This window comes from Parabacteroides sp. KHUB-03, assembly GCF_056640975.1.
The window spans coordinates 1,517,017-1,532,402 of sequence record NZ_CM153257.1 but is presented as its reverse complement, the minus strand read 5'-3'; the positions used below and the strand labels follow the sequence as shown (position 1 = coordinate 1,532,402).

Sequence of the window (15,386 nt, the reverse complement as noted above, 5' to 3'; positions counted from 1 at the left end):
ATTTTGTTTTAAACAGTCAATTCTTTATTCAGCCGGTCTTTCCAAATATCAAAAGCACCGCAATATTTATCGGCCTTCAGTCCGTCTGGCTCTATGACATCGATCTTCTTTAAAGAGGCAAATGCTTCTTCCGCCGATTTATAAATACCAGCACCGATACCAGCACCTTTTGCAGCACCTGCAGCTCCGTTTGTATCATACAGTTCGATAACAGTGCCTGTTACTCCTGCCAAAGCATCCCGGAAAATAGGACTTAAAAACATATTTGTATTGCCCGCACGAATTATCTCGATTTCTATTCCCATTTCATTCATTATATCCATTCCGTATTTGAATGAAAAGACAATACCTTCCTGGGCTGCACGTGCAATATGTGCCTTATTGTGTATATTAAAGTTCAATCCGTGCATAGAACAATGGATCTGCTTATTTTGCAACATACGTTCGGCACCATTTCCAAAAGGCAATACGGAAAGCCCTTCGGAACCAATAGGCACAGTTGCAGCCAGCTCGTTCAGTTCATCATAATTAATTCCCTCGGGAGCCACATTCCGCTTTATCCACGAATTAAGTATGCCTACACCGTTTATGCACAGCAATACGCCCAAATGCGGATTGTTTAACGAATGGTTGACATGGGCAAACGTATTTACCCTGGAAGAAGTGTCAAAACTTACTTTTCCGTTTACTCCGTACACCACTCCCGAAGTTCCTGCCGTTGCAGCAATTTCCCCCGGGTTTAGCACGTTTAGTGATAATGCATTATTTATCTGGTCTCCGGCACGGTAAGTAACCGGTGTTCCTTTCTTCAGCCCCAGTTCCGCAGCTACCGAACCAAGCAGTTCGCCCTGCAAACCAAAGGTAGGACGTATATCAGGAATCAAATCTCTATCGAATCCGAAGTAATCCATCAAATCTTCAGACAATGCGTCTTTCTCAAAATCCCAGAATATTCCTTCCGATAAACCGGATACCGTAGTCACAATACTGCCAGTCATTCGCATGGCAATAAAGTCGCCGGGGAACATTATCTTATATATCGATTTATACAACTGCGGTTCATACTCTTTCACCCAAGCCAGTTTTGAAGCAGTAAAGTTTCCGGGAGAATTAAGCAAATGCGAAAAACATTGCTTTTCTCCAATAGTCCGCAAAGCTCTCTCACCATAAGGAACAGCACGACTATCGCACCAGATAATGGAAGGGCGCAATACTTCCATCTTTTTATCAACCACAACCAAACCATGCATCTGGTAAGAAATACCTATCGCTTTTATATCGCTTCCCGAAACCGGAGCTTTCTCTAATGCGCCTTTAACAGCAATCTTTAAATAATTCCACCAATCATCCGGATTTTGTTCTGCCCAACCCGGCCTTAAAGCTTTTATAGGAGCTTCCTCCTTCGGATAAAAATCCGAAGCGATAGTCTGTCCGCTTTCTTCATCTACAATAGATACTTTAACAGAAGAACTAGCAATGTCACATCCTAACAAATACATTTTTATATTGAATTAATTCTTGATTATACTTGAAAATCTTTCACTTGTGTTTTTCCTTGTTACCGATTTAAGAGGCGTGCAAATATAAACAATTCTCAACATTATTCGCGTAATAGCGGTTTTATTAATACTTTTGTTTTTAACAATAAAAAAAGATCATTTATATGGACTTAAGGCAGCTTTATTTTTCACTCCGGATTTTCTGGGCGAAAATAAAAGGGATAATCAACGGTTTGGCTGAAGGCATTATTTTATTAGCTTCCATAGCATCTTTTTTTGTTCTTATTTATCAATTCGGATTCGTACAGACTCCCGAAATCGCAAAACTCCTTTATACAGCCCGGCTCTCTATATTAATGGGCTTCTTTATAGGTATTACACTTCGTTATTTTACACGTTTCAAAGACGTGATACAGGAAAAGATGCTTTATCTGGATATCAGCATTTATTTCTTACTCTTTGCTGTCTTATCTGCCAAGATATTCTTCAGAGAAGCTATTGCGCAATCTTTGCCTTACCTGTCTTTTATGACAAGTCCGATATTCGTATATATCTTAATGGTTTTACTCGGCACAATACATTTGTCGAGACAGACTTTCACATTAATGCAAAGCCACATAAAGCCATCTTTACTGTTCTTGTTAAGCTTTGTATTTGTCATCTTAGTCGGAGCCGGGCTCCTTATGTTACCTAATGCAACACACCACGGCATTCACTTCTTAGATGCCTTGTTTACTGCTACAACATCAGTTTGTGTAACCGGACTGACAACCGTAAACGTAGGCACTACATTCACACAAACCGGGCTTATCATCATCATGCTGTTAATACAAATCGGAGGAATCGGGGTAATGACATTTACCAGTTTTTTTGCACTCTCATTCATGGGCAAATCTTCATTCATCAGCAAGATGATGTTAAAAGACATGCTGAATGAAGATCGTATAGGAGGTTTGTTTCAGGTTATTATCAATATCCTTTTCGTTACCCTTTTCATTGAGGGAATCGGAGCTTATCTGATTTATCTGGATATCAGGGGATCTATTCCGGGAGGCATAACACAGGAGATTTTCTTTTCAGTCTTTCATGCTATATCCGCCTTCTGTAACGCCGGGATTTCTACACTGAGTGATAACTTATACAATCCTTTGGTCGTCCACAAACCCAACCTTCATGTATGGATTGCACTGCTGATTGTTCTCGGCGGATTAGGTTTCCCTATCGTATTTAATTACTTAAAGTTATTGCATCATCAGCTACTCAACTGGATAAAAATTCTGCTTGGACAACAAAAACACTATATTCATACTCCCCGTATTATCAATATACACACGTATATCGTCGTAATATGTACCTTGGTGCTATTAATCGGAGGAACCGCCTTTTATTTGCTCTTTGAAATCAATAATACATTGAGCGGACTTCCCTGGAAAGAAAAGCTGGCTAATGCCTTTCTAGGAGCTGTTACCCCCAGAACTGCAGGGTTCAACGTTGCAGATATGACAACATTAGCACCTCCTACATTGATGCTCACGCTTATCCTGATGGTGATTGGTGCCGGCCCGATGTCTACAGCCGGCGGACTAAAAGTTACCACCGTTTTCGTTGCATTGGTTACGACCTACAATTCCGCCAGGGAAAAAGAAAAAGTAGAAGTCCGTAAACGGGAAATAGCTCCTTTTGCAATACGCAGGGCTTTTGCCATTATCGTTTTATACTTCATCTATTTGAGCGTTGCCGTATGGATATTGTCTTATACCGAAAAAGATGCTCCGATATTCACTTTAATATTCGAAACAACTTCGGCTTTAAGCACAGTAGGACTTAGTTTGGATTTCAGCCCGACACTTTCAGAATCCGGAAAGATTATCATTATCTGCACCATGCTGATCGGACGTATTGGTGTATTTACCTTCTTCTATAGTTTATGCAAAGAATATACAAAGAAGAATTATACGTATCCACAAGAAAATATACTCATGTAATAAATAATATACTTATGAAATATCTAGTTATCGGATTAGGAAACCTGGGGCGCTCCATTGCTGAGAACCTTACACGCATTGGCAACGAAGTTATCGGCGTGGATATAGACCTTCATCGGGTAGACTCGGTAAAGCAAGCCATATCCGGAGCCATTGCGCTAGACACGACCGACCGCGAAGCATTAAGTACGCTTCCATTGACAGAAATGGATGCTATTATTGTAACATACGGCAAAGATTTCGGAACCTCCGTACAAACTGTTTCCCTACTCAAAAGCTTGGATGCAGGCAAACTGATTGTACGTTCCATCTCATCTATCCACGAAACCGTAATACGTGCCATAGGTGTAGAAGAAATAATCACTCCCGAACAAGATTTTGCTGGTAATTATGCTTCGCAAGCATTATTGGGCAATCTGTTCAAACACTGGTATCAGGTTACCGAAACACATCATCTTTACCAGATAAAAACGCCTTCCGCATTAGTTGGGCAAAGTATCGGCACCATTAATTTTGAAGAGAACTTCGGCGTACGCTTAGTGGGAGTTGAACGCGCCAAAGAAATACGGAACCTGATCGGGCTTAAGCAAACGCAATACACCGTTATAGATCATCTTACCGACGAAATTGTCATTGAAGAAAACGACATCCTGATCTTGTTCGGCCGGATGGAAGTATTGCATAAGCTTTCGGAAATATAAATCAAGGTTTTGCTGGCGAATCCAATTGTTTCACCAGCACCTTATCTATACGTGCCCCGTCCATATCGATGATTTCAAATTCGAAGTTTAACCAGGAAAATGTTTCACCTGTTTTCGGAACATGTTCCAGTATTTCGAGTATAAGGCCGCTTAATGTATTATAATCATGCTCGGCATAAAGATCTTCCAAATCAAAATGTTCCAGAAAATCGTAAAACGACAGCTGGCCATCCATCAGCCATGTACCATCGGCACGCTGGACGATCTCCGGCTCTTCACCCAGCTCCGGCACTTGGCCTATAAGTCCTTCCATAATATCTTTTAATGTAACGATACCTTGAATACCTCCAAATTCATCCGTTACAATAGCATATTTCACACGTGCCTGTTTAAACTGTTCCAAAGCATTGTACACACTTTGATTTTCAGGAACAAATTGAGCCGGACGAATCACCTGTGACAAGGAAAAATCCGGTGCATCGATACGCCCAAACAAATCCTTGAGATAAACGACACCTAATACATTATCAAACTTTTCAGAGGAAACAGGATAAATATTGAACAAGTTTTCTTGAACTTTCTTACGAATCTCCTCTATACTATCGGTTATGTCCAACCAAACCAATTCGCTCCTGTAAGTCATAATGGAGCCTACATTCCGATCGCCCAAGTTAAATACGCGCTCAACAATATCTTGTTCTACCTCTTGAACTTCTCCTCCATCAAATCCTTCTTTCACTATAGCTTTGATTTCTTCCTCCGTCACCCTGTTTTCTTCATTTGTTTTTACTCCGGTTACCTTCATTGTAATAGCTGTACTCTTAGCAAGCAACCATACAAACGGAGAGGCTATTAAAGATAGTATATTCATCGGGCGGGCTATCAACATTGATACCCGCTCTGCATATCCCATACCGATACGTTTAGGCACTAGTTCGCCGAATATCAAAGTAAGGTAGGTTACAATAATAACAATTGTGGTTTTAGCAATTCCCAAAGCATACGGCTGCAAGACAAGGTTAACCGCAATCAGATCGGCAAAATCTTTTGCAAAAGCTTCACCCGAATACAAACCGGTCAATATACCTATTAACGTAATGCCGATTTGGATTGTGGATAAAAACTTATCCGGCTCATTAGATAACTGTAGTGCTTTCTTTGCCGATTTGTTTCCACGTTTTGCTTCCATCTCCAAACGGGCCTTGCGAGCGGATACCAGAGCAATTTCAGACATAGAAAGAACACCATTTAAAACGATAAGGCCAATAATTATGACTATTTCCATTTACTATAATTGAAATATTTGCTGGGGGCGAAGATAAAATAAATATCAATCCCTGCCAATCCTTTGAAATATTAAAGATTAATAAATATCAAGCTTGATATTCAATAGAACGGTGTCTGTATCTGTCCTGTCCTGAAATAAGTTGATAATTATCAACCGAGCGGCTGACAATTGTCAACCGTATGGCCGACGACTATCAACTAAGCGGCCGATAATTGTCAACTTAATAATAGACCGGCAATAAAAAAGAAAAAACATCTCATATCAATTGCACTATCCAAGAGAAAAAAGTACCTTTGCCCGCTGAATACAAAAAGGATTAGCAATGATCAATAAGATTAAGGATCTACTTCAGGAAGTAGAGAATATGAAAGCGGCAAATGCTGAAGAGATCGAAGCTTTGCGTATAAAATACCTCAGTAAAAAAGGTGAAATATCCTTGTTGATGAATGATTTCCGCAATGTAGCTGCCGACCAGAAGCGAGAGGTTGGTAAATTCCTTAATGAACTGAAGGAAACCACTCAGAACAAAATAAACGAACTTAAAGAACGATTTGAAAACGTACAGACTGTTGATGACGACATCGATCTGACCCGTACGGCTTATCCTATTGAATTGGGAACGCGCCACCCGCTTTCAATCGTTAAGAAAGAAATATGCGACATATTCGGAAGACTGGGATTCAGTATTGCCGAAGGTCCTGAAATTGAAGACGACTGGCATGTATTCTCATCCCTGAATTTTGCCGAAGATCATCCTGCACGCGATATGCAAGATACCTTCTTCATACAACATAATCCGGATGTATTATTACGTACGCATACTTCGTCGGTACAGACCCGCGTTATGGAAAAGCAGGAACCGCCTATCCGTATTATCTGCCCGGGACGTGTATATCGTAACGAAGCAATATCTTATCGCGCCCACTGTTTCTTCCACCAGGTAGAAGCATTATATGTGGACAAAGACGTTTCTTTTGCCGATCTGAAACAAGCTTTGTTGTTCTTTGCAAAAGAAATGTTCAGCCCGGATACGAAAATCCGCCTGCGTCCGTCTTATTTCCCATTTACCGAGCCATCTGCCGAAATGGATATTTCATGTAACATTTGCGGCGGAAAAGGTTGTCCGTTCTGCAAAGGAACCGGATGGGTAGAAATACTGGGATGCGGAATGGTAGACCCGAATGTGCTTGAAAACTGTGGCATCGACAGTAAAGTATATTCAGGTTATGCCTTAGGTATGGGTATAGAACGTATAACAAACCTAAAATACCAGGTTAAAGACCTACGTATGTTCTCGGAAAACGACGTTCGTTTCCTGAGAGAATTTGAATCAGCCAATTAAGTTGAAAACCTAAATCATTTACCATGCCCCGGGCTTTTAACCCGGCCCGGGGAAAACACACAGGGATTATGATAAAGGTTTTACTTTTAATTGCAGGAGGAGCTATCGGTTCGGCACTACGCTATGGAGTTTCCACGTGGGTACAAAAGGCGATGCTTTACTCCTTTCCTTTCGGAATCCTTTCCGTAAACGTAATCGGTTCTTTTCTGATAGGCTTTTGTTGGAGCCTTGCCGAAGCGTTCAGTTTTTCTCCTAACACACGTGCATTTCTTTTCACCGGATTATTCGGCGGATTCACCACATTTTCATCTTTTACATTAGATACCCTAACTTTAATGAGGACGGGGGAATATAAACTCGCATTAATTAATATCTTTGCAAGTAACATATTAGGTTTATTAGCAGTCTTCCTGGGATTATTACTGGGTAAGAATACATTGACTTTAATAAAATAATTATGCGTAAAGAAGAACGATATAAAGGAGTATTGAACTGGTTCAAAGAAAATGTTCCGGTTGCCGAAACAGAATTGCACTACAAAAATCCATACGAATTATTAATAGCAGTTATCCTTTCCGCACAATGTACAGACAAACGGGTAAACATGATTACTCCGGCATTGTACGAAGCATTTCCCGAACCGGAAGTAATGGCGGAATCTACGCCTGAAGTGGTTTATGAATACATAAAAAGTGTTTCCTATCCAAACAATAAAGCCAAGCATCTTGTCGGAATGGCCAAGATGTTAGTCAACGACTTCAAAAGCATCGTTCCTTCCGACATAGACGAACTGCAAAAGCTGCCCGGCGTCGGACGAAAAACTGCAAACGTAATAGCCTCTGTAGTCTATGAGAAACCGGCTATGGCTGTTGATACTCATGTATTCCGTGTATCTAACCGGATTGGGTTGACAGACAATAGCAAGACGCCTTTGGAAACTGAAAAGGAATTAGTAAAACATATACCACAAGAGCTCATTCCCATTGCCCATCACTGGCTGATTTTGCATGGCAGATATGTTTGTATTGCCAGAAAGCCAAAATGCGAAACATGCGGATTAAAGCCTTGGTGTAAATACTTTTTGAAGCAGCCATGAAATAAATGAAAGCTTACCAACAGGAAATAATCGTCTGCATTGTAGTAGTCATGGCTACAATACTGGCAGTCTGGTTCTTCTTCGGAACCATGGAAGAAGAAAAGACGGCTGTCCAGACGGATTTATACAGCCTGATTGCTCCTGAACCCAATGCGTTACTTGCTGTCAACAAACCAGCTGTACTGACGAACGTAATCCTTAAGCATCAACAGCTACACGATATTTTCTCTTCTTACCTGCCGGACATCTACCTATCCATTTTGCAAAAAACACCTTCCATGCCTTCTACTCTGTTTTCGTTTCATTCACAAGGTATTGTTATGTACACTCATGCAGACGGAGGATTCGATTTACTAATAGAAAAAGAAGTGTTGAAGCCTCTTTTAGGGATATACAGTCCGCAAAAAACAGTAAAAGACGGAATAACCTTCACTTATTACCCCGAATCCGGAAGACAGTTTTTCGGATATTACCAATACCAGGGAGTTTTCGTTGCCAGTTACAGTAAGAAACTATTGGAATCTGTAGCCCAACAACAAATAAAAAATAAAAGGTCAATTACAAAAGAGCTTGATAAAACACAGCAACTGGCCGATATACATGCGCCATTAAACCTTATTGTTCCGGCAAACAAACTGGATTTATATGTCAATTTCAACGATTCTCTTCAATGGCGTATACATGACAAATGGTTACTGGCAGATGTATTTACAAACGAAGGTAAAGTATGTTGCTTCGGAAGTCAGCCCTACTTCGCATCATTAGATACACTATACAACCAAATGGCCGATACACTATCTAAAAGAATCGAAACGGTCTTTCCCCAATTACATATCACACCGGAAATATATCATGACGACAACATGGTATATTATACCGGATGCAGCCCGATGTAATACCTTTACAACCCAACCTTTAGTCCGTCATAAGCAAGATGGACATGAGGAGGAAGCTCTTTTTCCACCACTGCATGCAACCCAATCCTGTGGCCCATGTGGATAAGGTATGACTCTTTAGGAGCAATACGGGCTATATTAACAAGCGCTTCTCCCAATGTCTCGTGCGTAGGATGAGGCTGATCTTCCTTTCGAAGCGCCGTTATAATCAACATATCCAATCCTTCCAACTTTGCATATTCTTCTTCCGGCAGATACTTCAAATCCGTAAGGTAAGCCATATTGCCTATACGATACCCTAAAATCGGAAGTCTGCCATGCATAACACGGATAGGAATAACAGAAAGACCCGCCGCTTCAAATGGTTCCATACCAATACGATGTAATTCCAAATTAGGAACACCCGGATATTTATGTATCCTGAAAGCATACGGAATACGTGTCTCTATTGCTTCAGCCACATAATCTTCGGCATAAATATCAACACCACGTACACGACAGAAAGGACGCAAGTCATCCAAACCGCCAACGTGATCATAATGTTCATGGGAAATAAGAACGGCATCCAGATGGTATGTTTTATTTGTAATCATCTGCCAACGGAAATCCGGGCCGCAATCCAATAATATCGTCTTCCCTCCGGTTTCAACCAAAACAGAAGTACGCAAACGCCAGTCGCGCGGATCTTTGCTGGTACAGACTTCACACTGGCAACCAATTTCAGGAACACCCGTGGAAGTGCCGGTTCCAAGAAAAGTTATTTTCATCATCCTACATATTTAACCTCAGGAACGAGTTCTATTCCGAAACGTTCATTCACAGCCGTGCGAATACTTTCGGCAACCAAAGCTATCTCATGCCCTCTTGCGTCACCTAAATTAACCAATACCAAAGCCTGTTTCTCATAAACCCCAACCGTACCGTGGGATTTACCTTTAAAACCACACTGTTCGATCAACCACCCTGCAGGAACCTTTATTTTACCATCCGAAGACGGATAAGAAGGAATAGAAGGATAGTTTACTTTTAATTTCTCGAAATGATCCGTAGTAATAACCGGGTTCATAAAGAAACTACCGGCATTACCCATTATTTCAGGATCAGGTAATTTCTCTTTACGTATAGTAATTATAGCCTCGCGTATCGTGGATAAAGTTATTCCGGGATATTTGGCAAGTTCTTCCTTCAAGTTCCCATAATTAATAGAAAACTGAGGATTTTTTTGTAAACGCAGATTCACATAGGTTATAATATGCGGATCATTATGCTCATTCTTAAAATAGCTTGTCCGATACGCATACTCGCATTCCTGGTTAGTAAAGATACGCTTTTGGAAAGATAGCTGGTTGTAAGCTTCTACTGTCTCTATAACATCCTTTGCTTCGGCCCCATATGCACCGATATTCTGAATGGCAGCGGCGCCTGTTTCACCAGGAATCAAAGACAAATTTTCTATTCCTCCCCAACCGTTAGATACGGCATAGGCAACAACATCGTCCCATTTTTCGGCAGCACCGACACGGAGCAGAACACTCTTCTCTGTCTCCCCTGCCAGATGGATTCCTTTTATATTAGAATGGAGGATTATGCCATTGTAATCATTTAAGAACAGAAGATTACTCCCACTCCCGATATGAAGCGATAGGCATTCCTGAAAATATTCATCACGCAATATGCGTTCCAGGTCGTCTTCACTATCATACTCCATAAACCAACGTGTTTTCACAGGTATATGAAATGTATTATGTTTTTCCAGCGAGTAATTCTGTTCTATTTTCATCTCTTATTATTTTTATAACCTGACAAAATTAAGACATTGTTTCGTATTCCGCAACTAAACATTACTTAACGTTTTTTGTTTCTCTAATCGTAACAAATACGCATAAGCCTTGTTTAATAAGAAACGCAAACAAAATCGTATATCCGGATAAAGGAACTGATAAATCCAGATCAGGATGTACCTTTGTAAATGTCAAATAATCAAAAACAAGAGCACACATGAACAAAGCAGAACTTATCGACGCATTGGCCAGCAAAGCCGGAATGCAAAAACAAGAAGCTAAAAAAGCATTAGATGCATACATTGAAATCGTTACAGAACAAATGTCGAAAAACGAAGAAATTGCACTTATAGGTTTTGGTACACTTACTCCAAGAGCACAAACGCAACGTTTAGCCAGAAATCCCAAAACAGGAACTCCTGTAATGATTCCGGCACGTACGACTGTAAAGTTCAAACCGGGTAAATTTTTATTGGAGGCAATGAACGCCCACCTCAAAAAGGCATAACCCCAATATACCTGCCAATAACTTAATTGAATTGTTGGCAGGTATTTCTATATTTACTATTTTTGAAACCGAGAAATTCAGAGGTATGAAAATAGTAAATCTCGGAGAATCAAATTCGATCCTCAACCGGTTTATAGCAGAGCTAAGGGATGTAAATATCCAGAAAGACAGCTTACGTTTCCGCAGGAACGTTGAACGAATTGGTGAAATAATGGCTTATGAAATAAGTAAGGATTTTACCTACAGTACAAAAAATATCCAATCGCCTTTAGGCATTGCGCCTACAAGTACACCGGACGACCAAATAGTAATCAGTACTATTTTGCGCGCCGGCCTTCCCTTCCACCAAGGTTTCCTAAGTTATTTGGATTATGCCGAAAACGCATTTGTTTCCGCATATCGTAAATATAAAGATCGTTTAAATTTCGATATTCATATCGAATATATCGCTTCTCCCGGAATAACAAATAAGACACTTATCATCACTGATCCGATGCTGGCTACCGGCAGTTCAATGGAACTGGCTTATGAGGCCTTGCTTACCAAAGGACATCCTGCACATATCCATGTTGCTTCTATCATAGCAAGCAGACAGGCGTTAGAATATATTCAACATAAAATGCCGGATGACAAAACCACTGTCTGGGTAGCTGCACTCGACGAAGAGCTGGATGAACATTCTTATATAGTTCCCGGATTGGGAGATGCCGGAGATTTAGCTTTCGGAGAAAAAGAATAACAACAAATATATAAAAAGAAAAGCGGCCTTAATCAGCCGCTTTTCTTTTTTATGTATATTACATAAGTACTATTTCAGTTCCTTTATACGGATATTACGGAATTTCACCGGAGAACCATGGCCTAAGAAACCGATATGTCCTTTCTTATTGAACAATCCCGGATGTTGCTTACCGTCAGGTGTACCATTCTTTACTGCATCACGGATATTACCGTCCAGAATCACAACACCATTAACTGTTACGCGGATATGATCGCCATCGGCAACAATTTCCTCCGTATTCCATTCGCCAACCGGCTTAATGACTTCGTGATGATTTGGTTGAGAAGGAATAATACCATATACGGAACCATGATGTTGTAATGGAGTAATATCCTTGTATATAGGATTCTCACAATCCAAAATCTGGATTTCCATACCATTATATGCTGCATCTACATTCATCGGTGTACGGATGCCAACGCCATTATTAGCACCGGGGGTCAACTGAAAATCAAAACGATAAACAAAGTTTCCGTATTCTTTTTTAGTATAAAGGTTACCACCGAAACTTTTACTCGGAATCATAGAAATACAACCATCTTCCAAAGTATAGTCAACTGTATTTCCTGTCCATTCGTGCATATTAGTTCCGTCAAACAAGACTTTGAAACCTTCTTTTGCTTCTTCTGCAGAAAGCTTATACGGTTCCTGACGTTCCAACTCCTTTACATAGATGTTACGATAGTAAACTTTGCTACCATGAGCCTGCAATTCGATCTGGTCGATTGCCGGAACAGGAAGTTTACGATCCCAGTAATTTTCCAGAATTACATTATCAACCACCTTTTCGCCATTTAAAACAACGGTTACACGGTCACCAACCATCTTTATATAGAATGTATTCCATTCTCCCAGTTTATTATCAGCAACCTTAGATGGTGTACTCGGGTTAACCTGATTGTTATACAAGCCGCCTGAACCCACCTGAGCTCCAACATTTACACGGGAAGTATCCCAAATCTGAACCTGAGGCGTACCACGCAAGTAAATACCCGCATCTGCTTCAGGACCTGCAGGATCAAGCATCCAATCTACATACATTTCGAAATCGCCATACTGTTTTTCCGAACATAAATTATCATAACCTGTACCTTCAAATACAAGTAATCCGTCTTCAACTTTCCAATCACGGCGCATCATTTCGTCTGCCTTTTCTTGTGCTTTGGCAAGCTGTGCCGGTTTCATTTTAGCACGAACTATCGGATTTTCAACCAAACCTTTCCAGCCTGTCAAATCTTTTCCATTGAAAAGAGAAACAAAGCCCTCAGTCTTCGTCATTTCAGACAAATGCTTCTTAATAGCCTCTTTCTGATAATGGGCATCCGGATTATCCAGCACTTGCATTACTTTATTCAGCAAAGCTTCTACATTTTGACCCGTATAATCCTTATTATTTAAAGCAATATTCATAACAGCATTGGCTGCTGCCTGTTGTAGAGGTTTCTGATCCAAAAACTCACCGGCATACAACAAAGCAAGGAATGTTCCGGTTTTTTCTATCTGTTTCAGAATTTCAACTTTCTGGGCATCTGTCTTTGCTATATCCATCGCCTTGCGTAAACTCAGCAAACGGTTTTCACCGGTAAATGCAGGATTTGAAACCAACTGCACATAACGGGCAAGGGCTTTATCGAATACCTGGCTTGAAGGATTTCCCTGACAAATTGCAAATAATTCGTCGGCAGCTTCAATGCCTTTCCAGCTCAGCAATGCTTCCAAAGCAGCATCTTTTGCTGTACTCCGGCCATTTTTAACTCCGGAAACAATCGTTGCCAAAGCATCTTTATCTCCTGTCGAAGCTAATACGATATAATACAAATACTTCTTGCTCTCACCAGCCTGTAGCATACGGCGGGTAACATTAGAAACCTGCCCGGATACAGGCAAATTAGCAATAGAAGCAATTACAGCTTGCTGAATCGGGGCAATTGCATTTGCATCTGCTGTTTCCAACATTCCGCACATCTGTGTAAAGTCTTTTTCAGAAACAACGTCTTTCAATGCTTTATATGCAGCCGTTTTTACTTCCGGAGAACCAGACTTTATTTGTTCTAACACTGCATTCAGAGTTCCGTCCGCTTTACGCATAGCCAACAACTCCAAACCTGCAATCTTTCCGGCATCTGTTGATGAAGAAATTGCTTTTGCAACCGCATTATCTATATCACCCGGAAAAGCAGCCAAAGCATCCTGGCCTAATAAGATAACTTGTTTGTCATTACTTGTAAGCAAATTGGACAAAACCGGTATATATGAATTATCTCCAATCTTAACCATAGTCCAAACAGCAGCTTCTTTCACATTATAATCAGCATTACCTGCCTGTTCAACCAACACCTGACGGAATGGTAAATCAAAACGCAAATCCAGGTTCTGTATTATATCATGTTGTGAAGGTCTTTTTGCTTCACGTCCTAACCAATTCAGAATATCTACCTTTACCTCCGGTTTGGCTTTTACCATATTTTTAGCCAGCTCAACATATAATTCTTTATTAGCATAATCGGAAGCATAACTCAAAGCAGCATTACGATATTCTTTATTAGCATCTTTTAAAGCAGCCTGAACGAGTTTTGCCACATCTGCATTCTGCAACGATAACAAAATTTGTAATGCGGCATCGCGGCTCTGCGTTTTATTAGCTTTTGTAGCTTTTTTCAATAAATCATTTGCTGCCTTTTCTGCATCTTTTATATCACCCTGCCCTGCTATTCGTTTTATCAAAGCGATATATGCCTCATTAGCACCGGTTTTTTCCATCGTGTAATTAGCCTTTGCAGCAGCTTCCGCCAAATCTTTCAGGGAAGCTTTTGTTCCTACACGGCTCAACGCATATAGCACCTCTTTCTGCATGTTTTCATCCGATGAACCCAATAAGGCTTTCAAAGCAGCTTCCGAACCATCTACCTGGGCAACGGCAATAGCCTGAACAATATCCTTCTGAGTTTTCGGTGTACCCGAACGACGCATCAATGCCGATAATAAAGTTTTTCCGGCATTTTCACTATTTATTGATGACAATGCACGTGCAGCCGGGCCACTCAAACTTTCATCATTCAAATAAGTAGCCAAGGTTTCAATACACTCATCTTTGCCAATTATCTGCAGTTGACGGATAATAAATGCTTTAGCCTCACGATCGCTCACTTTGTCAAGTGCCTTCAGATAAGCATTAGCCGTAACCAAACGGGAATTCTCATTTCCTTTTGCCATTACATAATGAGAAAGTCCGCTCAAAGCATAATCCACCTTTGCATTGCTTCCTTTACCCGGTGCATTAATCATATCAACCAAAGTCATAACCGCATCTTCTCCGGCAGCACTCAGGTCGCCAATTAACTTATTATATTCAGCTTGTTGTGCAGCAGGCATCTGAGCCAACACATCGGCCGCCACAGTCTTAGATGTGCGGTTTGCCGGCGATTGTGCCATCAGCATGCTTCCGCACAAAAGCAAAGTGCTGATTGATAAATATACTTTTTTCATAATTTACAATATTCAATTTACAA

General features: G+C 40.6%; 13 protein-coding genes. 8 read left to right on the top strand and 5 right to left on the bottom strand.

All coding sequences use genetic code 11. The annotated features are described in order from the left end of the window. Positions 1–8 precede the first annotated feature (8 nt). A complete protein-coding gene (locus ACYIB7_RS06630; RefSeq protein ID WP_103984340.1) occupies positions 9–1,499 on the bottom strand; it encodes a xylulokinase in 1,491 nt (496 codons plus the stop codon). A gap of 164 nt (positions 1,500–1,663) precedes the next feature. On the opposite strand from ACYIB7_RS06630, the gene ACYIB7_RS06625 reads away from it, so the two are divergent. Both ACYIB7_RS06625 and ACYIB7_RS06620 read left to right on the top strand, forming a co-directional pair. After that, on the top strand, positions 1,664–3,484 hold the full coding sequence (locus ACYIB7_RS06625; RefSeq protein WP_480338366.1) for a TrkH family potassium uptake protein: 1,821 nt from the start codon (positions 1,664–1,666) through the stop codon (positions 3,482–3,484). Positions 3,485–3,498: 14 nt separating this feature from the next. Next, positions 3,499–4,185 carry a potassium channel family protein gene (locus tag ACYIB7_RS06620; protein ID WP_103984338.1) on the top strand — a complete coding sequence of 229 codons (687 nt, stop codon included), beginning with the start codon at positions 3,499–3,501 and terminating at the stop codon, positions 4,183–4,185. Position 4,186: 1 nt separating this feature from the next. Here the strand turns inward: ACYIB7_RS06620 and ACYIB7_RS06615 are convergent, their stop codons facing one another. Further along, positions 4,187–5,470, bottom strand: coding sequence for a hemolysin family protein (locus tag ACYIB7_RS06615; RefSeq protein ID WP_103984337.1), 1,284 nt, complete (start codon positions 5,468–5,470; stop codon positions 4,187–4,189). Positions 5,471–5,795: 325 nt separating this feature from the next. Between ACYIB7_RS06615 and pheS the strand changes: the two genes are divergently transcribed. From pheS to ACYIB7_RS06595, 4 genes are all read left to right on the top strand, one after another. After that, positions 5,796–6,815 (top strand): phenylalanine--tRNA ligase subunit alpha, encoded by a 1,020-nt coding sequence (gene pheS / locus ACYIB7_RS06610; RefSeq protein ID WP_103984336.1) that lies wholly within the window; start codon positions 5,796–5,798, stop codon positions 6,813–6,815. Between the two features lie 68 nt (positions 6,816–6,883). Beyond that, complete coding sequence (gene crcB, locus ACYIB7_RS06605) at positions 6,884–7,270, top strand: fluoride efflux transporter CrcB (protein ID WP_103984350.1); 387 nt, start codon at positions 6,884–6,886, stop codon at positions 7,268–7,270. A 2-nt stretch (positions 7,271–7,272) separates the two neighbouring features. Beyond that, positions 7,273–7,911, top strand: coding sequence for an endonuclease III (gene nth, locus ACYIB7_RS06600; protein ID WP_103984335.1), 639 nt, complete (start codon positions 7,273–7,275; stop codon positions 7,909–7,911). 5 nt (positions 7,912–7,916) lie between these two features. Then, positions 7,917–8,807, top strand: coding sequence for a hypothetical protein (locus ACYIB7_RS06595; protein ID WP_103984334.1), 891 nt, complete (start codon positions 7,917–7,919; stop codon positions 8,805–8,807). A 5-nt stretch (positions 8,808–8,812) separates the two neighbouring features. On the opposite strand, the gene ACYIB7_RS06590 is transcribed toward ACYIB7_RS06595, so the two are convergent. Next, complete coding sequence (locus ACYIB7_RS06590; protein WP_103984333.1) at positions 8,813–9,574, bottom strand: MBL fold metallo-hydrolase; 762 nt, start codon at positions 9,572–9,574, stop codon at positions 8,813–8,815. Further along, the gene (gene murB / locus ACYIB7_RS06585) at positions 9,574–10,587 is read right to left on the bottom strand and encodes a UDP-N-acetylmuramate dehydrogenase (protein ID WP_103984332.1); all 1,014 of its coding nucleotides are present in this window, start codon (positions 10,585–10,587) and stop codon (positions 9,574–9,576) included. The genes ACYIB7_RS06590 and murB overlap by 1 nt, the downstream gene beginning before the upstream one ends. A gap of 218 nt (positions 10,588–10,805) precedes the next feature. On the opposite strand from murB, the gene ACYIB7_RS06580 reads away from it, so the two are divergent. Together ACYIB7_RS06580 and upp are read left to right on the top strand one after the other, a co-directional pair. Further along, positions 10,806–11,096: an HU family DNA-binding protein gene (locus ACYIB7_RS06580; protein WP_099462968.1), complete on the top strand. Its 291-nt coding sequence runs from the start codon at positions 10,806–10,808 to the stop codon at positions 11,094–11,096. 85 nt (positions 11,097–11,181) lie between these two features. Beyond that, entirely contained in the window at positions 11,182–11,835 is a 654-nt protein-coding gene (gene upp, locus ACYIB7_RS06575; protein ID WP_103984349.1) for a uracil phosphoribosyltransferase, read from the top strand. 69 nt (positions 11,836–11,904) lie between these two features. On the opposite strand, the gene ACYIB7_RS06570 is transcribed toward upp, so the two are convergent. Further along, positions 11,905–15,363 carry a 3-keto-alpha-glucoside-1,2-lyase-like domain-containing protein gene (locus ACYIB7_RS06570; protein WP_480338365.1) on the bottom strand — a complete coding sequence of 1,153 codons (3,459 nt, stop codon included), beginning with the start codon at positions 15,361–15,363 and terminating at the stop codon, positions 11,905–11,907. Between the last annotated feature and the right edge of the window lie 23 nt (positions 15,364–15,386).

Coding starts and splice junctions, on each gene's coding strand:
- ACYIB7_RS06570 (WP_480338365.1), bottom strand. CDS start 15,363: ATGAAAAAAGTATATTTATCAATCAGCACTTTGCTTTTGTGCGGAAGC.
- murB (WP_103984332.1), bottom strand. CDS start 10,587: ATGAAAATAGAACAGAATTACTCGCTGGAAAAACATAATACATTTCAT.
- ACYIB7_RS06595 (WP_103984334.1), top strand. CDS start 7,917: ATGAAAGCTTACCAACAGGAAATAATCGTCTGCATTGTAGTAGTCATG.
- pheS (WP_103984336.1), top strand. CDS start 5,796: ATGATCAATAAGATTAAGGATCTACTTCAGGAAGTAGAGAATATGAAA.
- upp (WP_103984349.1), top strand. CDS start 11,182: ATGAAAATAGTAAATCTCGGAGAATCAAATTCGATCCTCAACCGGTTT.
- nth (WP_103984335.1), top strand. CDS start 7,273: ATGCGTAAAGAAGAACGATATAAAGGAGTATTGAACTGGTTCAAAGAA.
- ACYIB7_RS06620 (WP_103984338.1), top strand. CDS start 3,499: ATGAAATATCTAGTTATCGGATTAGGAAACCTGGGGCGCTCCATTGCT.
- ACYIB7_RS06630 (WP_103984340.1), bottom strand. CDS start 1,499: ATGTATTTGTTAGGATGTGACATTGCTAGTTCTTCTGTTAAAGTATCT.
- ACYIB7_RS06615 (WP_103984337.1), bottom strand. CDS start 5,470: ATGGAAATAGTCATAATTATTGGCCTTATCGTTTTAAATGGTGTTCTT.
- ACYIB7_RS06590 (WP_103984333.1), bottom strand. CDS start 9,574: ATGAAAATAACTTTTCTTGGAACCGGCACTTCCACGGGTGTTCCTGAA.
- ACYIB7_RS06625 (WP_480338366.1), top strand. CDS start 1,664: ATGGACTTAAGGCAGCTTTATTTTTCACTCCGGATTTTCTGGGCGAAA.
- ACYIB7_RS06580 (WP_099462968.1), top strand. CDS start 10,806: ATGAACAAAGCAGAACTTATCGACGCATTGGCCAGCAAAGCCGGAATG.
- crcB (WP_103984350.1), top strand. CDS start 6,884: ATGATAAAGGTTTTACTTTTAATTGCAGGAGGAGCTATCGGTTCGGCA.